This is a genomic window from Actinomadura sp. 6K520, assembly GCF_004349245.1.
In the GTDB taxonomy this organism is placed as follows: Bacteria; Actinomycetota; Actinomycetes; order Streptosporangiales; family Streptosporangiaceae; genus Spirillospora.
On record NZ_SMLC01000051.1, the window covers coordinates 13,847 to 33,551 of the forward strand.

Genomic DNA, 19,705 nt, shown 5'->3' on the forward strand with positions numbered 1-19,705 from the left:
GGAGGTCGCTCTGCGACCGGAGGCCGCACGACCCGCCGCACGGCGAGCCGTTTCACGAGACGCGGAGCGGATCGGGAAACGGTTCGCCGTGCGTCACGGGGGTTCCAGGGGGTCGCCCCCCTGGGCAGACTCAGTCACGAAGTCGATTAGTTCTTCCACGCGGCCTAGGAGGGCTGGTTCCAGGTCCGTGTAGCTGTTCACCTTGCTCAGGATGTGTTTCCAGGCGGCGCCCGTGTTGTCGCCCCAGCCGAGTTCGGCTACGACGCCCTCTTTCCATGGGATGCCTCGGGGGATGCGGGGCCAGGCGCGGATGCCGACGGTCGCGGGCTTGACGGCTTCCCAGATGTCGATGAACGGGTGACCGGTGATCAGCACGTGGGGTGAGGACACCTGGGCGGCGATCCGGGATTCCTTGGAGCCGTCCACGAGGTGGTCGACGAGGACGCCGAGGCGGCGTTGCTCGTCCGGGCCGAACTCCTCGACGATGGCGGGCAGGTCGTCGACGCCTTCGAGGTACTCGACGACGACGCCTTCGACGCGCAGGTCGTGGCCCCAGATCTTTTCCACCAGCTCGGCGTCGTGGACGCCCTCCACGTAGATGCGGCTCTCCTTGGCCACCCGGGCGCGCAGGCCCTGGACGGCGATGGAGCCGGACGCGGACCGGCCCGGTCCCCGCGGGGCGGCGCTCGGCCGGACGAGCGTCACCGGCTTGCCGTCGATGAGGAAGCCGGCCTTGGCGAGCGGGAACACGCGCCGCTTGCCGAAGCGGTCCTCCAGGGTGACGCCGAACTTGTCGCAGGTGACGACCGCGCCGCAGAAGCCGCTGCCGGGGTCCTCGGCGACCAGGCCGGGCTCGGCCGGGACTTCCGGGATCTGCCCCTTGCGCGGCCTGCGCCAGTCACCGGCCAGCACGTCGTTTCCGTAGTCCTTACTCCGCACGGGTCCGCACATTAACCCGGCGGAGCGCCCGCGCGGTGTCGTTCCTCGTCCCTCGGCGTGGCGGCCCCGTCCGGTACGGGTAGGATCGCGCAGCCGTGCGGGGGTGGGCACGGGCACTCCGGAGCGGCGTTCCGGGTCGTACACTTGGCACTCGGGAGTATTGAGTGCCAGCAGCGCGTGTGCGGACGGCCCCCGGGTCGCCGTGATGAGCGATCGGGGGCCCATGGCAGGGGATGAAGGAGGTGACACGGTGCTGGACGACCGGAAACTGGCGGTCCTGCGCGCCATAGTCGAGGACTACGTCTCCACCAACGAGCCCGTGGGCTCCAAGGCCCTGGTGGACCGGCACAACCTCGGCGTTTCCTCAGCCACGATCCGCAACGACATGGCGGTCCTCGAGGAGCAGGGGTACATCGCCCAGCCGCACACCAGTGCGGGGCGCGTCCCCACCGACAAGGGCTACCGGCTGTTCGTCGACCGGCTGTCCACGATCAAGCCGCTGTCGGTCGCGGAACGCCGCGCGATCGAGACGTTCCTGTCGGGCGCCTACGACCTCGACGACGTCGTCGGCCGGACGGTGCGGCTGCTCGCCCAGCTCACCCGGCAGGTCGCCGTGGTGCAGTACCCGTCGCTGACCCGCTCGTCGGTGCGGCACGTGGAACTGGTGCCGGTCGCGGAGGGCCGGCTGCTGCTCGTCCTGATCACCAACACGGGACGGGTGGAGCAGCGGGTCATCGAGACGAGCGGCAGCGTCTCGGAGGAATCGATCGGGCACCTGCGGGCGTTGCTCAACACGTGCCTGGACGGGCTCGGTCTGAGTGACGTGCCGACGGCGGTGGCCGACGTTCCCGAGAAGGTCGGCCCGTCGGACCGGCCGCTCGCGGCGGCGGTGCTGTCGGTGCTGCTGGAGACGCTCGTCGAGAAGCACGAGGAGAAGATCGTTTTCGCGGGTGCCGCCAACCTGGCCGCCGTGGACTTCTCGCAGAGCCTGAGGGAGGTGCTCGTGGCGCTCGAAGAGCAGGTCGTGTTGATGCGCTTGCTCGGCGAGACCGGCGATTCCTCTACAGTTACGGTGCGGATCGGCACCGAGAACCCCGACGAGGGGCTCCGATCGACTTCGGTCGTCGCCGCCGACTACGGCGTGGGCGACCTCACACTGGCCCGGCTGGGAGTGCTCGGGCCGACACGCATGGATTACCCCAGCACGATGGGAGCGGTACGGGCAGTGGCACGCTACGTGGGACAGATCCTGGCGGGGTCGTAAGGTGGCCAACGACTACTACGCGACCCTGGGCGTCCGCCGGGACGCCAGCCCCGACGAGGTCAAGAAGGCGTACCGCCGGCTCGCGCGGGAACTCCACCCGGACGTCAACCCGGATCCGGAGACCCAGGACAAATTCAAAGAGATCACCCAGGCGTACGAGGTGCTCTCCGACCCCAAGAAGCGCGAGATGTACGACCTCGGCGCGGACCCGTTCGCGTCCGCGGGCGGTGCGGGCGCCGGCGGCTTCGGCGGCGCGGGGTTCCCGTTCAGCGACATCATGGACGCGTTCTTCGGCACCGCGACGTCCCGCGGCCCCCGGTCGCGGGCGCGGCGCGGCCGCAACGCGACGCTGCGGGTGGAGCTCGACCTGAGCGAGACGGCGTTCGGGACGACCCGCGAGCTGTCCATCGACACCGCGGTCGCCTGCACCAACTGCGAGGGGTCGGGCTGCGCGCCCGGCACCCACCCCGACACGTGCGAGACGTGCCACGGGCGCGGCGAGGTGCAGCAGGTCCAGCGCTCGTTCCTCGGCCAGGTCATGACGGCCCGGCCGTGCCCCGCGTGCGGCGGGTTCGGCTCGGTGATCCGCAACCCGTGCACCGAGTGCTCGGGCGACGGCCGGGTCCGCACCCGGCGCACCGTCAAGGTCAAGATCCCGGCCGGGGTGGAGAACGGCATCCACATCCAGCTCGCCGGCGAGGGCGAGGTCGGCCCCGGCGGCGGACCGCCCGGCGACCTGTTCCTGGAGATCGTGGAGCGGCCGCACCCGATCTTCGAGCGGGAGGGCGACGACCTGCACTGCACGGTCGAGATCCCGATGACCGCGGCGGCGCTCGGCACCAGCGTCACCATCGAGACCCTGGACGCCGCCGAGAGCATCGACATCAAGCCCGGCACGCAGTCGGGGCAGGTCATCACGCTCTACAACCGGGGCGTCCGGCACCTGAACGAGTCCGGCCGCGGCGACCTGATGATCCACGTGAACGTGGAGACGCCGAACCGGCTCGACGAGGAGCAGGAGGAACTGCTGCGGCGGCTGGCCGCGCTGCGCGGCGAGGAGCGCCCGCCCGGCAAGTTCGCGCCGGGCCAGCGCGGCATGTTCTCGCGCCTCAAGGACGTCTTCAACCAGCACTGAAGGACAGCGGCGGCGGCCTATCAGGAGGGCCGCCGCGGCGAACCGGAGCAGGGCGGTACGGGACACCCATGAGCGAAGCCGACTCCCCCGGGGACGGCGCATGAGCCCGCCGGTCTTCATCGCCGGGACGGACGCGCTGGAGCGCGGCACCGTCGTCCTCGACGGCCCCGAGGGGCGGCACGCCGCGACCGTGCGGCGGCTGAAACCGGGGGAGCGCGTCGACCTGACCGACGGCGAGGGCCTGCTGGCCGAGTGCGTCGTCACCGACGCCGGCCGGACGTCCCTCACCCTGGACGTGCTGGCCCGGCACCGGCACCCGGCGCCGTCGCCCCGCATCGTCGTCGTGCAGGCGCTGCCGAAGGGCGACCGGGGCGAGCTGGCGGTCGAGACGATGACCGAGGTCGGCGTGGACGAGATCGTCCCGTGGTCGGCGGCCCGCTGCGTCACCCAGTGGCGGCCCGAACGCCGCGAGAAGGCCCTCGGACGCTGGCGCGGCACCGCCCGCGAGGCCGGCAAGCAGGCCCGGCGGAGCCGCCTGCCCCGGGTCGCGGACCTCGCGTCCACCGCCGGAGCCGCGGAACGGGTCGCCGCCGCGTCGCTGGCGCTCGTCCTGCACGAGGAGGCCGGCACGCCGCTCAGCGCGGTGGCACCCCCCGCGGACGGCGAGATCGTCCTGGTGGTGGGCCCCGAGGGCGGCATCACCGCCGAGGAGCTGGAGCGGTTCGCCGCGGCGGGCGGGCGCCCGGTGCGCCTCGGCCCCACCGTGCTGCGGACGTCGACGGCGGGAGTGGCGGCCGCCGCCGTCATGCTGGCGGCGGCCGGCCGCTGGTAGCCGCGCCCCGGCCCGGCCTGCTCAGGGGGTGGCGGCGGCTCCGGCGTCCCCGCCGCCCTGCCCCGCGCCCTGCGAGGTCTCGCTCGGCGGGGGCGACGTCGGCGCCTGGGTGGGCTGCTCCGGCTCGGGCGTCGTGGACGTCGGCGGGCTCGGCGTCGTGGTCGGCTGCCGCGACGGGCTGCCGCTCGGGCACGGCGCGGACTCCGGGGCGTCCGGCGGCTTCGAGCCGGGCGACGCGGCGGTCGTGGGAGTGCCGGAGGGCGGCTGGATGCTGCACGACGACAGCCCCGGCGAGGAGTTGGAGCTCGGCGTCTCCGCGCTGCTCGGGACGCCGGACGCGGAGCCGCCGGGCGTCGACGGGTCGGGGAACCGCGGCTCGCCGCCGGTGGCGGTGTGGTCGCCGGCGGCGTGGTCGTGCCCGCCGCCCGACGGGCCCTTGCTGCCCACGGACTGCTGGATGAGGTCGATGGTCTGCGGCGCGGTCACGCCGAGCCCGGCGATCGCGACCGCGGCGGCGACGGCGAGCACGGGACGCGCCCAGCCGACGGTGAGCCGGTCGAACCCGAGACCGCCGAGCCCGAACGCGCCGGGTCCGAAGCGTCCCAGCCCGAACCGGCGGCCGGGGTTGTCGGCTATGCGGGCCCGGATGCGCTCCAGTCCGTCGCCCGCGGGGTTGACCGTGTCCGCCTCCGCGTGCAGGGCGCGGCGGAGGATCTCGCCGTGCTCGTCGTGGGGGTCGGTGGTCATGAGAATTGCTCCAGGACGTTTCTCAGCGCGGTCATGCCGCGTGCCGTGTGACTCTTCACGGCACCGCGGGAGATGCCCATCGCGCTGGCGATCTCCGCTTCGGACAGGTCGGCGTAGTAGCGGAGGACGAGCGCCTCCCGCTGGCGGGCGGGCAGCCGGGACAGTGCGTCGATGACCGCCGACCGCTCCAGCTCCCCGATGGCCCCGGCCTCCGCGCTCGGCGCGTCCGGCAGGCCCTTGGGGGCGTACTTCTCCACGACGGCGCGGTGCCGCAGCACCGAGCGCGACCGGTTGACCACCGACTGGCGCAGGTACGACAGGGCCTTGTCGGGATCGCGGAGGCGCCGCCAGCCGCCGTGCATCGCCACGAACGCGTCCTGGACGACCTCTTCGGCCGTCCCCGCGTCCCGGACGAGCATGGCGGCGAGCCGCACCAGCGAACGGTAGTTGGCGCTGTAGAGCGCGGTCACCGCCTGATCGGCATCCCAGGCGACGGCCACCGCCCCCGCCGTGCCCCTGGCCACGAGGGTCTCGGTCACGTCAGTTGGACGCGCACCCTCGTCGGTGGGTTTACGAAAGGGCATGTCCTGGTTTGCCTCGGTCACCTGTCCGCCGCCTTTGCCGTTCCCGGCCGCTCATTCGTACGGTCGCGTCGGAACGGCGTGGATCAGGCGCGCCCCGCCGGATCCAGGCGTGCCGCAATGCCTTGCGAACCGGGGGGTACGCCTTGAGCTGACAACCTTAACGAGTGGGCGGTGAGAATGCCGACCGCTACGCGAGGTCGATCGCCGAAACCCTACCGACGGCGGGCCGCCGCGAGCCACGAGGGCGCGGGTCTCGGTAGGATTCCGGGGCGGTCACGGGCCGCCCGGCGAGGGGAGAGGGATGACCGACTGCCTGTTCTGCAAGATCGTTTCCGGGGACGTGCCCGCGAAGGTCGTCCGGGAGTCGGCGGGCACGGTGGCGTTCCGCGACATCAACCCGCAGGCGCCCACGCACGTGCTGGTGATCCCGCGGGCGCACCACGCGACCGCCGGCGACCTCGCCGCTGCCGACGCCGAGCTGCTCGCCGAGCTGGTGCGCGAGGCCCGCCAGGTCGCGGTGGACGAGGGCATCGCCGACAACGGCTACCGGCTCGTGTTCAACACCGGCGCGCAGGCCGGCCAGACCGTGTTCCACGTGCACGCCCACGTCCTCGGCGGGCGCGGACTGGGCTGGCCGCCCGGCTGACGTCCCGCCCGGCCGTGCCGGGTGCCCGGCACCGCGGGAAAACCATCCGCGTCGTGTCGGGGGCGGCCAGTACGATGGAACCGGCACACCTGGACACCCGGAGCAGACAGAAGGCAGGTCGGAGAGGCCGCAAGGCCCGGCTGATGGTCGAATCAACTCACCCTAGGTCAGCACGCACGGGGCGTGACGACCGCACAGGCTCGCAGTCCCAGATCAGGATCGTGGTGCCGGACGACCATTCGATGGTGAGCCTGCTGGGCTCCCGGGATGAGTTCCTCCACGTCATCGAGCAGGCGTTCGGCGACGGCATCGACATCCACGTCCGCGGCAACGAGATCACCGTGACGGGCCCCGAGACGGAGACCGACCTCGTCTCCAGGCTCTTCACCGAGATGCTCGCCCTGCTGAAGGGCGGCACCCAGCTCACCCCCGACGCCGTCGAGCGCAGCCTGGCGATGCTGCGCGGCGAGGGCGACGCGCGGCCCGCCGAGGTCCTGACGCTGGACGTGCTGTCCAGCAGGGGCCGCACGATCCGTCCGAAGACGCTGAACCAACGCCGCTACGTCGACGCGATCGACAAGCACACGATCGTGTTCGGGATCGGCCCGGCCGGTACCGGCAAGACGTACCTGGCGATGGCGAAGGCCGTCCGCGCGCTGCAGGACAAGCAGGTCAACCGGATCATCCTGACGCGCCCCGCCGTCGAGGCGGGGGAGCGGCTCGGGTTCCTGCCCGGCACGCTCTACGAGAAGATCGACCCGTACCTGCGCCCGCTCTACGACGCGCTGCACGACATGGTCGACCCCGACTCGATCCCCCGCCTGATGGCCGCCGGCACCATCGAGGTCGCCCCCCTCGCGTACATGCGGGGCAGGAGTCACCCCGTCTTCACCAACGTGCTTACTCCCGAGGGATTTCGCCCGATAGGCGAGCTGGCGGTTGGGGACCTGGTCATCGGCTCGGACGGCGAGCCGACGCCGGTCATAGGGGTGTACCCCCAAGGCGAGAAAGAGATCTTCCGGGTCTCGACCCAGGACGGGGCATCCACTCTCGCCTCGGCCGATCACCTCTGGGCGGTTCACACTAGGGACGATCGTCGTCGCGGAAAGCCACATCGGATCCTTACCACCCGGGAGATGATCGGGAACCTCCGAGCGGCCCATTACCACCGGTATGAGCTTCCCTTGCTGAGCCGCCCGGTGGCTTTCCCCCCTCGGGATATGCCGATGGATCCATATGCGCTCGGGCTGATGCTCGGCGATGGGTGCATGACAGGTTCCAGCTGGCCGAGCTTTACCACGGGTGACCCTGAGCTCGCTGACGCTCTCATACGGCTTCTGCCCGGTGTGGAGATCCATCAGAGGAGCAACGTCGACTACATGCTGAAACGGGTGCCTCACTCAGGCTCCGTTGCCGTTCTCGAGCATCCGATCGAGACGGTCATGCGTGGACTTGGACTGTGGGGCAAGAAAGCACCGGCCAAGTTCGTCCCTGAACTCTACCTTTACAACACCGCAGCAGTCAGGCTTGCCGTTCTTCAGGGTCTGCTGGATTCCGATGGCGGGCCTGTCACGCAGCGGGACCGAACTTGCCGTGTGGAGTTCACGACCACGTCCCCTCGCCTCCGGGATGACGTAGTCTTCCTCGTGCAGTCGTTGGGTGGTGTCGTCTATCAGCGTGTGCGCCCGGCAACTGGCCGTCCGCCGGGCAATGCGAAAGGACGGCCCGTTCACCACCGCCACGACGCGTACATTCTCGGTATTCGGCTTCCGGAGGGCATCGCTCCGTTCAGACTCAGGCGGAAGCTAGAGAAGTACAATTCGACCGGTGGCGGGCGGCCGATGCGGTTCGTCGACTCGATCGAGCCGGAAGGGACCGCGGAAGCGGTGTGCATCCAAGTCGCGGCCCCGGACTCGCTGTATGTCACGGAGGACTTCCTCCTGACCCACAACACTCTGAACGACTCGTTCATCATCCTGGACGAGGCGCAGAACACCTCGCCCGAGCAGATGAAGATGTTCCTGACCCGGCTGGGGTTCGGCTCGAAGGTCGTGGTGACCGGCGACGTCACCCAGGTCGACCTGCCGAACGGGCAGCAGAGCGGGCTGCGCGTCGTCCAGGACATCCTGGACGGCATCGCGGACATCCACTTCTGCCGCCTCGACAGCCGCGACGTCGTGCGGCACAAGCTCGTCACCGACATCGTCGACGCGTACAACCGGCACGCCGAGCAGGTGCCGGAGTTCCAGCGGGACGCCGCCGGCCGCGGCGGGCCCCGCAAGCGGGGGCGGTAGTGAGCATCGAGGTGCTGAACGAGTCGGGCGCCGAGGTCGACGAGCAGGCCATCGCCGGCCTGTCCCGGCACGTCCTGGACGGCATGCGCGTCCACCCGCTGGCGGAGCTGTCGATCCTGCTGGTCGACGAGGCCGCGATGACCGAGCTGCACGAGAAGTGGATGGACGAGCCCGGCCCCACCGACGTGCTGTCGTTCCCCATGGACGAGCTGCGCCCGGGCCACCTGACCGGCGGCGACGAGGACGAGGAGGCCGACCCGGCGCTGCTCGGCGACGTCGTCCTGTGCCCGGCGGTCGCCGAGAAGCAGGCGCGCGAGGCGGGCCACAGCACGGGGGACGAGCTTGAGCTGCTGTGCACGCACGGCATCCTCCACCTGCTCGGCTACGACCATGCCGAGCCGGAGGAGCACCGGGAGATGTTCGGCCTGCAGGCCGGGCTGCTGACCTCCTGGCGGGAGAAACGCGGCGGCTGATGAGCACCTCGCAAGCGTGGCTGTCCGCATTGGCGGTGGGCCTGGTCTTCATGGCCGGCCTGCTGGCGAGCACGGAGGCGGCGCTGGCCCGCGTGTCGCGGGTCACCGTCGAGGAGATCGTCCGGGAGGGGCGGCGCGGCGCGAAGCGGCTGGCCGAGGTGGTCGCCGACCCGGCCCGCTACGTCAACATGGTCCTGCTGCTGCGCATCGCGTGCGAGCTGGTCGCCACGGTGATCGTCGCGGACCTGTGCATCTCCTGGCTGGACGAGACCTGGCGCGCCTACGTCACCGCCGCCGCGGCCATGATCCTGGTCAGCTACGTGGTGATCGGCGTCGCGCCCCGCACGCTCGGCATCCAGCACGCCGACCGGATCGCGCTGGCCGGCGCGGCGGTGATCCACCCGGTGACGCGGGTGTTCGGGCCGCTGCCCCGGCTGCTGATCGCGCTCGGCAACGCCCTCACCCCCGGCAAGGGGTTCCGGGAGGGCCCGTTCGCGTCCGAGGCGGAGCTGCGCGACCTCGTCGACCTGGCCGAGCAGCGCAGCCTGATCGAGCCGGTCGAGCGGGAGATGATCCACTCGGTGTTCGAGCTGGGCGACACCCTCGTCCGCGAGGTGATGGTGCCGCGCACCGACATCGTGTTCGTCGAGCGCGGCAAGACGCTGCGGCAGGCGATGTCGCTGGCGCTGCGCAGCGGCTTCTCCCGCATTCCCGTCGTCGGCGAGAACGAGGACGACGTCGTCGGCATCGCCTACCTCAAGGACGTCGTCCGCCGCAGCCAGGAGCACCGCGAGGGCGAGTCGGTGGAGACGGTCGACTCGGTGATGCGGCCCGCCACCTACGTCCCCGACAGCAAGCCGATCGACGAGCTGCTGCGGGAGATGCAGGCCCGGCAGATCCACCTCGCGATCGTCATCGACGAGTACGGCGGCACCGCCGGCCTGGTCACCATCGAGGACATCCTGGAGGAGATCGTCGGGGAGATCACCGACGAGTACGACCGGGAGACGCCGCCGGTCACCTGGCTCCAGGACGGCGCCGCGCGGGTCACCGCCCGCCTCCCCGTCGAGGACCTCGCCGAGCTGTTCGACGTGGAGATGGACACCGAGGAGGTCGAGACCGTCGGCGGGCTGCTCGCCCACGCGCTCGGCCGCGTCCCCATCGAGGGCTCCACCGCCGAGGTCGGCGCCCGCGACGGCGGCCCCGTGCTGTCCCTCAAGGCGGAGACGATCGCCGGGCGCCGCAACCGGGTCGGCACCGTGCTGGTGCGGCGGCTGGACGGCGGGCCGGCGGCCGAGGCGGGCGCCGGAAGCGACGACCGGACCCGCTGACCGGAGCCCCGGGGCGGGTCAGAGGGTCGTCTTGAGGGTGCCGTCGGGGGCGGCGACGAGGACGGGGGCCTTGGCGCCCAGGTCGCGGACGGCGGTGAGGTCGGACGGGGCGGGGGCGTCGGCGGCCGTGACGACGGCGGCGGCCTCCAGGTCCCCGGCGCCGGAGGAGACGGCCATCGCGACCGCGACCTGGAGGGCCGAGAGCTTCAGGGACGGCAGGTCCACGCTCGTGCCCGCGTAGGTGCGGCCTGTCTCGTCGCGGACGGCGGCGCCCTCCGGCGCGCCGCTGCGGGCCCGCGCCGCCCTGGCCAGAGTGATGATCTTCGCGTCCTCGGGGTTCAGCTCGCTCACGTCCCCCAGCGTACGGGTATCGCAAGCGGCACTTGCGGCGGCACCGGTGACTCGCAAGTCACCGGCAAGTGTGCGGCAAGGGCCGCGGGTGATCCTCGGGGCGTACGGCAACGCTCATCTGGGGGAGAAGAGATGTCCCGGCTGCTCTACCGACTGGGAAAGGCCGCCGCCCTGCGGCCCTGGCGGTTCATCGCCGCCTGGCTGGCGATCGTCGCGGTGCTGGCGGGCCTCGCCGGCGTCGCGGGAGGCGCCCTGCACGACAACTACACGCTGGAGGGCACAGGGTCGCAGCAGGCCACCGACCTGCTGGAGGAGCGCTTCCCGGCGCTGTCGGGGGCGGACGCCAGGGTCGTCGTGCACGCCGGCTCCGGGACGGTCGACCGGGCGGCGCTGGCGGCGGCGGCCGGGGAACTGCGCGAGATGCCGCACGTCAGCGTCGTGGACCCGGTGCTCCCGAGCCCGGACGGGGCGACCGCGCTGCTGACCGTCCGGTACTCGGTGCCGGTCACGGACCTGAAGCCGGGGGAGACCCTCGACCTGCTGCGATCCGCCACGCGGGGCCTCTCGGACGCCGGCTACCAGGTCGAGTTCGGCGGCCAGGTGCCGGAGAACGTGACGGCGCCGAGCGGTGTCGCCGAGGCGATCGGCGTCGGGGCCGCGCTGGTGATCCTGCTGCTGGCGTTCGGGTCGGTCGTGGCGGCGGGACTGCCGCTGGTGGTGGCGCTGGCCGGGCTGGGCGCCGGGGTGTCGGGGATCACGCTCCTGGCCGCGTTCACCGACGTGGCGACGACGGCGCCGACGCTGGCCACCATGGTCGGGCTGGGCGTCGGCATCGACTACGCGCTGCTCATCCTGACCCGGCACCGCGAGGGCATCGCGGAGGGCCTCACCGTCCCCGAGTCGGTGGCGCGGGCCAACGCGACCGCCGGCCAGTCGGTGATCTTCGCGGGGTGCACCGTGCTGCTGGCGCTGTGCGGGCTGGTGCTGTCGCGGATCCCCGTCTTCATGACGATGGGGTTCACGACAGGGCTGGTCGTCACCACGACGATGCTGGGCGCGGTCACGCTGCTCCCCGCCGTGCTGGGGCTGGCGGGACACCGGGTGCTGCGCCGCCGCGACCGGGCCGCCGGCGCGACGATCGTCGTGGAGTCGCCGCGGATCCGGCGGTGGGCGGAGCACGTGGGCCGGCACCCCTGGCCGTGGCTGCTGGCCGCGTCGGTGCTGATGCTCGCGCTGGCCGCGCCCGCCCTCGGCATGCGCACCTGGCCCAGCGACGCCAGCAGCGAGCCGGCGTCCAACACCGTCCGGCAGGCGTACGACTTGGTCGCCGACGCCTACGGCCCCGGCGCGAACGGGCCGCTGGCCGTCGCGGTCGACCTCACGAAGGTGGAGCGGGACGCCCTGCCCGGCCTGGGCGAGCGGCTGGCCGCCACGGACGGCGTCACGGACGTCGCGCCGCCCCGGCTGTCCGAGGCCGGCGACGCCGCGGTGATCATGGTGACGCCGGAGTACGGGCCGCAGGACGAGCGGGTGACGGGCCTCGTCGACCGGATCCGCGCGGACGTGCTGCCGCCCGGCTCGGAGATCACCGGGCTGACCGCCGCCTACGTGGACCTGTCCCGGACGCTGTCGGACCGGCTCTGGCCGGTGATCGGCGCGGTCGTCGCCACCTCGTTCATCATGCTGATGGTCGTGTTCCGGTCGGTGCTGGCGCCGCTGAAGGCCGCGGCGATGAACCTGCTGTCGATCGGCGCCGCGTACGGGGTGCTCACGGCCGTGTTCCAGTGGGGCTGGGGCGCCGAGCTGCTCGGGCTCCCGCACAGCGTCCCGGTGTCGAGCTTCATCCTGCTGCTGCTGTTCGCGGTGCTGTTCGGCGTGTCGATGGACTACGAGGTCTTCCTGCTGTCGCGGGTCAGGGAGGCGTGGCTGCAGAGCGGCGACGCCCGCGGGTCGGTGGCCACCGGCCTGGCCGCGACGGGCCGGGTCATCTCCAGCGCCGCGATGATCATGGTGGCGGTGTTCCTCGGGTTCGCCGCCGACCCAGGGCTGGTGGTCAAGCAGATGGGGGTGGGGCTCGCGGTCGCCGTGGCGCTCGACGCGACGGTCGTCCGGCTGGTGCTGGTGCCCGCCACGATGTCGCTGCTCGGCCGGGCGAACTGGTGGCTGCCGCGGCCGCTCGCCCGGGTCCTGCCGGACATCGACGTGCACGGCGGGTCCGCGCCCCCGGCGGCGCCCGAACGGGAGCCCGAACCCAGCCGCGCGTGACGGCGGGGAGCGACCGCGATGAGGCGGCATGTCCCGGTTAGGCTGAGCGGGACATGCCGCCTGTCGTACGCGTTCTCGGGGCCTTCGCCGCCGAGGTTGCGGGAGAGCCCGCCGACCTCGGCGGCCCCCGCCAGCGCTCCGTCCTCGCGCGGCTCGTCGCCGCGCGGGGCCGGATGGTGACCGCCGACCGGCTCGTCGAGGACCTGTGGGCGGGGACGGCGCCGTCCCGCGCCGCCGCCGGTCTCCAGTCGTTCGTGTCCCACCTGCGCCGGGCGCTCGAACCGGACCGGCCGCCCCGCACTCCCGCGACGGTCCTGGTCACCGAACCGCCGGGGTACGCGCTCCGGCTGCCGGACGCGAGCGTCGACGCGTGGCGGTTCGACACCCTGATCGACGAGGCCGCCGGGCTGCTGGACGCGGACCCGGCGCGGGCCCGCCGCCGCGCCGAGGCGGCGCTCGCCGAGTGGCGCGGCCCCGCGTACGCCGAGTTCGCCGGCCTGCCGTGGGCCGCCGCCGAGGCCGCCCGCCTGGACGAGCGGCGCCGCCTCGCCGTGGAGCGCCGCGCCGAGGCGATGCTGCGGCTCGGGTCCGCGGCGGAGGCCGTCCCCGACCTGGAGGCCCACGCCGCCGGCGACCCGCTGCGGGAGGAGGCGTGGCGGCTGCTGACCTTGGCCCTCTACCGGGCGGGACGGCAGGGCGACGCGCTCGCCGCGCTCCGCCGCGCCCGCGCGACCCTCACCGAGGAACTCGGCGTCGATCCCGGCCCGGCACTGCGCCGCCTTGAGGCCGCCATCCTGACCCAGTCGCTCGACCCGGGACCGGCCGACGGGGGCAGGGCGGTGCTACGCGACGCGCGGCCCGTCCTGCGACCGGTGCCCGACCCCCAGCGGGACGTGCCCGCGTTCGTCGGACGTGTCGAGGAGCTGGCCCGGCTGGACGACGCGGCCCGGGACGCCGCCGCCGGGCGGGGCGGCGCCGTCCTCGTCGCCGGTGACGCGGGCATGGGCAAGACCGCGCTCGCCGAACGGTTCGCGCGGGGCCTGGCCGAGCGCGGCTGGACCTGCGCGTGGGGCCGGGCGCAGGAGACCGGGGGAGCCCCCGCGGCCTGGCCGTGGGCCGAGCTGCTGCGCGAGCTGGCCGCCGCCGTGCCGCCCGGTGCCGGACTGGCCGCGCGCCTCGGGCCGCTGCTGGACGACGCCTTCACCGCGGGCGGGGACGCCGACGTCGGCACGGGACGGTTCCGGCTGCATCTGGCCGTCGGCGACTACCTCGCCGGGGTCGCGGACACGGCGCCGCTCCTGCTCGTCCTCGACGACCTGCACTGGGCGGACGAGGAGACCCTCGCGCTGCTCGTCCGGCTCGCCGGGCGGCTGCGGGACCGCCCCGTCCTGCTGCTGACGACCTTCCGGCAGACCGAGGTCGAGGGCGGCCTGGTGACCGCGCTCGCCCACCTCGCCCGGCACGAGCCGCTGCGGATCGAGCTCGGCGGCCTGTCGGCGGACGAGGTCGCCGCCCTCGTCCGCGGCACCGGCGCCACCGGCCTCGGCGACGCGGAGCTGTCCGCCATCGCCGAGCGGACCGGCGGCAACCCGTTCTTCACCCGGGAGACGGCCCGGCTCATCGACGCCGAGGGCCTGCCCGCCGCCACCCGCCGGGTGCCCGCCGGGGTCGGCGACGTGCTGCGCCGCCGCATCGCCCGGCTCCCGGCGCCCGTGCGGACCGTCCTGCGCGACGCGGCCGTCGTCGGCCGGGACGCCGGTCTGGACGTGCTGTCCGACCTGGCCGGCGACGAGGAGACCGTGATCGACGCCGTCGAGGCGGGGTTGCGCAGCGGCCTGGTCACCGAGCCGGCCCCCGGCCGGATGCGGTTCGCGCACGCGCTCGTCCGCGACACCCTCTACGACGGGATCTCCCGGGCCCGCCGCACCCGGCTGCACGGCCGCGTCGCCGCGGCGCTCGAACGGCACGCCGCCGGCGAGGTCGCCGCGATCGCGCACCACTACCTCGAAGCGGGCACGGACCCCGACCGGGCCGTCCGGTACGCGCGGCGCGCCGCGCGGGCCGCCGAGGCCCGGTTCGCCCACGGGACCGCCGCGGACCTGTGGGTCCGCGCGGTGGAGACCCTGCGCGGGCAGGGCCCCGGGGCGGCCCGCGACCGGCTGGAGGCGGAGGTCGCCGCGATCCGCGCGACCGCGCTCGCCGGGAACGTCGTCGACGCCCGGGACCGGCGGCTCGCCGCCATCGCCGACGCCCGCGCGTCCGGCGACGTCCGGCTGCTCGCCCGGATCATCGCGAGCTTCGACGTCCCCACGCTGTGGACGAGCCGCGAGTACGGCACCCTCGACCACGCCGTCGTGGAGGCCGCCGAGGAGGCGCTCGCCCGGCTCCCCGAGGACGAGCGGGAGCTGCGCGTCCGGCTGCTGACGACCCTGGCGATCGAGCTGGAGGGCGAGCCGCAGGAACGGGGCGTCACCGCGTCCGACGAGGCGGTCCGCACCGCCCGCGCCCTCGGCGTCCCGGAACTGCTCGCCGTCGCGCTGAACGGCGCCTACGTCAACGGCTACCGGTCCGCGGACGGGCTGGCCCACCGGTACCGGCTCGCGTCCGAGCTGCTCGACCTCGCGACCCGGCACGACCTCGGAACCTACCTCGTCCTCGCGCACCTGCAGCTGCAGCAGGCTGCCCTGTCCGCCCTCGACCCGCCCACCGCGCGGCGGCACCTGGAGGAGGGGCGGCGGCTCGCGGACCAGTACGGGCTGCCGCTGCTCGCCGAGATCGGGAGCTGGTACGCCGGGCTGTCGCGCGCCTTCACCGCCACGTTCGAGGAGGCGGAACGCGCGTACGAGCGGCTGTCCGACGCCATCGGCCGGACGAGGATCTGGTCGAGCGAGCAGGCCGTGGGGCTCCTCGGCGTCTTCTGCCTGCGGCTCGTCCAGGGCAGGGCCGCGGAGATGCTGGACGGCTCCGCCTGGCTCCACCGCCAGTGGGGCCACGTCGGGGCCACCGCCGACCTGCAGGCCCTGGCGCTGATCGCCGCCGGCCGCACCGCGGAGGCCGAGCGGGTCGTCGCCGGGGCCGGTCCCATCCGCCTCGACTACTTCTTCGACCTCACCATGCCGATGCGGTCGCTGCGCGCGATCGCGCTCGGCGACCGCGACCTGGCCGAGGAGTGCTACGCGGCGCTGCTGCCCTACGCGGAGCAGTTCACCGGCGGCGCGACCGCCATCGGCACCCTCGGCCCCGTGTCACAGGTACTGGGCGATCTCGCGAGGTTCCTCGACCGCCCCGCCGGCACCACCGCCGCCCACTACCGGAAGGCGGCCGAGGTGGCGACCCGCCTAGGCGCCACCCTGTGGACGGAGAGGGCCAACGCCGCGATGACCGCCCTGGGCACCCCCGCCGCCTAGCAGGTGTTCGAGTGACCTCGGCTCCGCACCGGACACGGTCACGGAGCGCGCGTCGGCGCAGTCGGCCCGGCCTGCGGGCGACATGAGCGACAATTGAGTGGTGACAGTGATGGGCAGTGGGGTGCGCGAGGGGTATCGGGCCGGGTTCGCATGTTTCATCGGGCGGCCCAACGTCGGCAAGTCGACGCTGATGAACGCCCTGGTCGGGACCAAGGTGGCGATCACCAGCAGCCGGCCGCAGACGACGCGCCGCGCGATCCGGGGGATCGTGCACCGGATGGACGCGCAGCTCGTCGTCGTCGACACCCCGGGCCTGCACAAACCCCGGACGCTGCTGGGCGAGCGGCTCGACAGCCTCGTCCGGTCCACGCTCACCGAGGTGGACGTGATCGGCTTCTGCGTGCCCGCCGACCAGCCCGTCGGGCCCGGAGACCGGTACATCGCCCGCGAGCTGGCGGGTGTGGGGAAGACCCCCGTCGTCGCGATCGTGACCAAGGCCGACCTCGCCCCGCCCGAGCGGGTGGCCGAGCAGCTCCTCGCGGTGGGGGAGCTGGGCGAGTTCGCCGACATCGTGCCGTGCTCGGCCGAGACCGGCTTCCAGGTCGACCTCGTCGGTGACCTGCTGATCTCCCACCTGCCGGACGGCATGCCGCTCTACCCGGAGGGCGATCTCACCGATGAGCCGGAACAGCTCCTCGTGGCCGAACTGATCCGCGAGGCGGCGCTGGAGGGCGTCCGGGACGAGCTGCCCCACTCCATCGCCGTGGTCGTGGACGAGATGGGTCCCCGCGAGGGCCGCGACGGCCTCGTCGACATCTACGCGCACCTGTTCGTCGAGCGCCCGAGCCAGAAGGGCATCATCATCGGGCACAAGGGGTCGCGGCTGCGCGAGGTGGGCGCGGCGGCGCGGCGGCAGATCGAGGCGCTGCTCGGCAGCAAGGTCTTCCTCGACCTGCGCGTCAGCGTCCTGAAGGACTGGCAGCGCGACCCCAAGCAGCTACGCCGGCTCGGGTTCTACGACTGATCCTTCTTCGGCTCGTCCGGCTCGTCCGGCTCGCCTGACGGTTCGTCCTCGGCCCGGCGCCCCCATGCCTGGTCCTCCCGGGGCCAGACGGCGTCCGGGTCGGCCGGGTAGTGCTGCTGCTCCGCGTACTGCTGCTCCGTGTACTGCTGCTCCGGCTGCGCGGGGTACCGGCCCGGCCGCCCCCGGGACGGCCTGGACACCCGGTCGGCGACGGTGCGGGCGAGGCTGAACGCGGCCACCAGCAGGGACGCGAGGACGGCCAGGTACCAGCCGTACCGGATGCTGATCTGGTAGCCGAAGTCCAGGCCGGTCTGCGGAAGGTTGTCGCGGACGTCGCCGAGCCGCACGACGAAGATGCCGCAGACCAGCAGCCCGAGCGTGCCGGGGATCGCGGCGAGCGAGCCGATCCGCGCGTCCCGCCCGATCAGGTCCCAGGCGGCGAGCGCGATCGCGGCCACCGCCAGGACCGGGACGGCGACGACCATGGTGTCGGCGTCGATGCCCGCGAGGCTGCCCAGGTCGCGCCCGATCGGCCGCCCGAACAGCTCGACGACGATCTGCGCGTGGGCCCACGGCAGGAACGCCGACACGAGCAGCACCGCCGCGGCGACGAGCGTGGCGACGATCCAGCCGGTGCCGCGCCGGCTCCCGGACGCCGGGGCGGCGGGGGCGGGGGCGGGTTCCCACATGCCTTCCGGAGGTGGCGGATAGCCGTCCACGGGCGGCAGGAAGGACGGCCGCGACCGCTGGCGGCCCGCCTCGGAACCCAGGTCACCGGTCATGGACCCAGCGTAAATGCACGAGCGGCATTGCCTGGTACGACCACGTCGCGCCGTGTGGCTCGGTAGTTTGGAACGAAGTCCGTTATGGGAGGAGATCCCCGGTGTTGCTCGTTTTCGGCCTTACGGCGGTGTCCCGCACCGTCGGCGAGGGGACGTTCCATTGCCCGCAGTGCGGGGGCGACCGTGCCTTCCGGAGGCGCGCCGGGCGCCGCTTCTTCTCGATCTTCTTCGTCCCGCTGGTGCCGCTGTGGCGGCTCCGGGAGGCCGTGGAGTGCCGGGCGTGCCGGGGCCGCTTCCCGGTGGCGGTGCTGCGGACGCCGACCGCGCGGCAGATGGCCGAGACCCTCGCCGCGGGCATGCGCGCCGCCGCGGCGCTGGTGCTGCGCGCCGGCGACCCCGCCGACCCGGCCGCCCGCGCCCGCGCCATCGCGATCGTGACCGGCTACGGCGAGCCCGGCTACGACGGGACCGCCGTCAACGCCGACCTCGCGGAGCGGCGCACCTTCCTGGAGAAGGAGGTCGTCCGCGCGGGGGCCCAGCTCGCCGTGGAGGCCAAGGAGTGGTTCCTCGCGCAGGCCGTCCGGATCGGGCTGGCGGACGGGCCCCTCGGCGAGGGGGAGCGGCGGGAGCTGCACGGGATCGCGGACCTGCTCGGCATGTCCCCCGCCTACGCGCTCGGCGTGATCGTGACGACCGAGGGGGCGTCGCGCTGACATGACCCCCGTCATCGACGCGGGGCCCGCCGCGGACCCGGGCCCCGCCGCGCGGATGAGCGGTGCCGGGCGGGGCGGCGCCGGGCGGGCGCTGGTCCGGGCACCCGGCCCGCGGCTGGCCGAGGGGATCGTCACCCATGCCGCCCGCCGTCCCGTGGACGTGGCGCTCGCCGCGCGCCAGCACGAGGCGTACGTCGCGGCGCTGCGGTCGGCCGGCTGGCGGGTGCGGGCCGTCGCCCCCGCCGACGACCAGCCCGACGCCGTGTTCGTCGAGGACGCGCTGGTCGTCTGCGGCGACGTCGCCGTCGTCGGCCGCTCGGGGGAGGAGCGCCGCCGCGGCGAACTCGCCGGCGCGGAGCGGGCCGCGCGGGGACTCGGCCTGCGGATCGAGCGGATCGAGGCGCCGGGCACCCTGGACGGCGGCGACGTGCTGCAGGCCGGCGACACCGTCTACGTGGGGCGCGGCACCCGCACCAACGAGGAGGGCATCTGCCAGCTCGCCAGGTTCGTGGGCGGGCGGCGGGTCGTACCCGTGGACATCGGCGGCTGCCTCCACCTGAAGTCGGCGATGACCGCGCTGCCGGACGGCGCCCTGATCGGCGTGCCCGAGATGGTGGACACCTCGGTGCTGCCGTGCCTGCGGGTGCCCCGCGAACCGACCGGCGCCCAGGTCGTCGTGCTCGGGCCGGAGCACGTCCTGATGGCGGCGTCCGCGCCGCGCACCGCCGCCCGGCTCGCCGCCGACGGGCTGCGCGTCACTAGCGTCGACATCGGCGAGTTCGAGGCCCTCGACGGCTGCGTGACCTGCCTCTCCGTGCTGGTGCCCTGACCGGGCCGGGGAATGCCGCCCGGCCGCGGCGCCGTTCGGAATGAGACGGAAGAGGCCCCCGTTGTCTCAGTATCCGGACGTCGGTTTCC

At 73.6% G+C, this 19,705-nt stretch carries 16 protein-coding genes and 3 pseudogenes; 14 read left to right on the forward strand and 5 right to left on the reverse strand.

Going from position 1 to position 19,705, the window contains the following annotated elements:
- Positions 1–93: 93 nt before the first annotated feature.
- Complete coding sequence (locus E1289_RS15980; protein ID WP_243712851.1) at positions 94–939, reverse strand: DUF3097 domain-containing protein; 846 nt, start codon at positions 937–939, stop codon at positions 94–96.
- Positions 940–1,189: 250 nt separating this feature from the next.
- On the opposite strand from E1289_RS15980, the gene hrcA reads away from it, so the two are divergent.
- The 3 genes from hrcA to E1289_RS15995 all read left to right on the forward strand — a co-directional run bounded on the left by hrcA (position 1,190) and on the right by E1289_RS15995 (position 4,170).
- A complete protein-coding gene (gene hrcA / locus E1289_RS15985; RefSeq protein WP_131980815.1) occupies positions 1,190–2,203 on the forward strand; it encodes a heat-inducible transcriptional repressor HrcA in 1,014 nt (337 codons plus the stop codon).
- Position 2,204: 1 nt separating this feature from the next.
- Positions 2,205–3,338, forward strand: coding sequence for a molecular chaperone DnaJ (dnaJ, locus tag E1289_RS15990; RefSeq protein ID WP_131980817.1), 1,134 nt, complete (start codon positions 2,205–2,207; stop codon positions 3,336–3,338).
- A 100-nt stretch (positions 3,339–3,438) separates the two neighbouring features.
- Positions 3,439–4,170 (forward strand): 16S rRNA (uracil(1498)-N(3))-methyltransferase, encoded by a 732-nt coding sequence (locus tag E1289_RS15995; protein WP_131980819.1) that lies wholly within the window; start codon positions 3,439–3,441, stop codon positions 4,168–4,170.
- Positions 4,171–4,191: 21 nt separating this feature from the next.
- Here the strand turns inward: E1289_RS15995 and E1289_RS16000 are convergent, their stop codons facing one another.
- Positions 4,192–4,917 carry a hypothetical protein gene (locus E1289_RS16000; protein ID WP_131980821.1) on the reverse strand — a complete coding sequence of 242 codons (726 nt, stop codon included), beginning with the start codon at positions 4,915–4,917 and terminating at the stop codon, positions 4,192–4,194.
- The gene (locus E1289_RS16005) at positions 4,914–5,456 is read right to left on the reverse strand and encodes a SigE family RNA polymerase sigma factor (RefSeq protein ID WP_229808129.1); all 543 of its coding nucleotides are present in this window, start codon (positions 5,454–5,456) and stop codon (positions 4,914–4,916) included. The genes E1289_RS16000 and E1289_RS16005 overlap by 4 nt, the downstream gene beginning before the upstream one ends.
- Before the next feature lie 346 nt (positions 5,457–5,802).
- Between E1289_RS16005 and E1289_RS16010 the strand changes: the two genes are divergently transcribed.
- From E1289_RS16010 to E1289_RS16025, 6 genes and pseudogenes are all read left to right on the forward strand, one after another.
- Positions 5,803–6,147, forward strand: coding sequence for a histidine triad nucleotide-binding protein (locus tag E1289_RS16010; RefSeq protein WP_131980823.1), 345 nt, complete (start codon positions 5,803–5,805; stop codon positions 6,145–6,147).
- Positions 6,148–6,290: 143 nt separating this feature from the next.
- Positions 6,291–7,025: pseudogene (locus E1289_RS39605) on the forward strand (PhoH family protein); the annotation flags it as partial.
- Positions 7,026–7,589: 564 nt separating this feature from the next.
- Positions 7,590–7,820: pseudogene (locus tag E1289_RS39610) on the forward strand (LAGLIDADG family homing endonuclease); the annotation flags it as partial.
- Between the two features lie 279 nt (positions 7,821–8,099).
- Positions 8,100–8,441 (forward strand): annotated as a pseudogene (locus E1289_RS39615) (PhoH family protein); the annotation flags it as partial.
- Positions 8,441–8,914: an rRNA maturation RNase YbeY gene (ybeY, locus tag E1289_RS16020; protein ID WP_131980825.1), complete on the forward strand. Its 474-nt coding sequence runs from the start codon at positions 8,441–8,443 to the stop codon at positions 8,912–8,914. The pseudogene E1289_RS39615 and the gene ybeY, both read left to right, overlap by 1 nt.
- The gene (locus tag E1289_RS16025) at positions 8,914–10,245 is read left to right on the forward strand and encodes a hemolysin family protein (RefSeq protein WP_207928994.1); all 1,332 of its coding nucleotides are present in this window, start codon (positions 8,914–8,916) and stop codon (positions 10,243–10,245) included. The genes ybeY and E1289_RS16025 overlap by 1 nt, the downstream gene beginning before the upstream one ends.
- Before the next feature lie 18 nt (positions 10,246–10,263).
- Here E1289_RS16025 and E1289_RS16030 read toward each other — a convergent pair whose 3' ends face one another.
- The gene (locus tag E1289_RS16030) at positions 10,264–10,596 is read right to left on the reverse strand and encodes a cytidine deaminase (RefSeq protein ID WP_131980827.1); all 333 of its coding nucleotides are present in this window, start codon (positions 10,594–10,596) and stop codon (positions 10,264–10,266) included.
- A gap of 132 nt (positions 10,597–10,728) precedes the next feature.
- On the opposite strand from E1289_RS16030, the gene E1289_RS16035 reads away from it, so the two are divergent.
- The 3 genes from E1289_RS16035 (at position 10,729) to era (ending at position 17,292) form a co-directional block, all read left to right on the forward strand.
- A complete protein-coding gene (locus E1289_RS16035) occupies positions 10,729–12,861 on the forward strand; it encodes an MMPL family transporter (protein ID WP_131980829.1) in 2,133 nt (710 codons plus the stop codon).
- Between the two features lie 53 nt (positions 12,862–12,914).
- Complete coding sequence (locus tag E1289_RS16040) at positions 12,915–16,268, forward strand: AfsR/SARP family transcriptional regulator (protein WP_131980831.1); 3,354 nt, start codon at positions 12,915–12,917, stop codon at positions 16,266–16,268.
- A 109-nt stretch (positions 16,269–16,377) separates the two neighbouring features.
- A complete protein-coding gene (gene era, locus E1289_RS16045) occupies positions 16,378–17,292 on the forward strand; it encodes a GTPase Era (RefSeq protein WP_131980833.1) in 915 nt (304 codons plus the stop codon).
- Here the strand turns inward: era and E1289_RS16050 are convergent.
- Complete coding sequence (locus E1289_RS16050) at positions 17,283–18,074, reverse strand: hypothetical protein (RefSeq protein ID WP_131980836.1); 792 nt, start codon at positions 18,072–18,074, stop codon at positions 17,283–17,285. The two genes, era and E1289_RS16050, sit on opposite strands and share 10 nt — an antisense overlap.
- Before the next feature lie 101 nt (positions 18,075–18,175).
- Here E1289_RS16050 and E1289_RS16055 point away from each other — a divergent pair, with 101 nt between their 5' ends.
- Together E1289_RS16055 and ddaH are read left to right on the forward strand one after the other, a co-directional pair.
- Positions 18,176–18,787, forward strand: a complete 612-nt coding sequence (locus E1289_RS16055) for a hypothetical protein (RefSeq protein WP_131980838.1) — start codon at positions 18,176–18,178, stop codon at positions 18,785–18,787.
- Between the two features lie 55 nt (positions 18,788–18,842).
- A complete protein-coding gene (gene ddaH, locus E1289_RS16060) occupies positions 18,843–19,616 on the forward strand; it encodes a dimethylargininase (protein WP_131980858.1) in 774 nt (257 codons plus the stop codon).
- Positions 19,617–19,705: the final 89 nt, after the last annotated feature.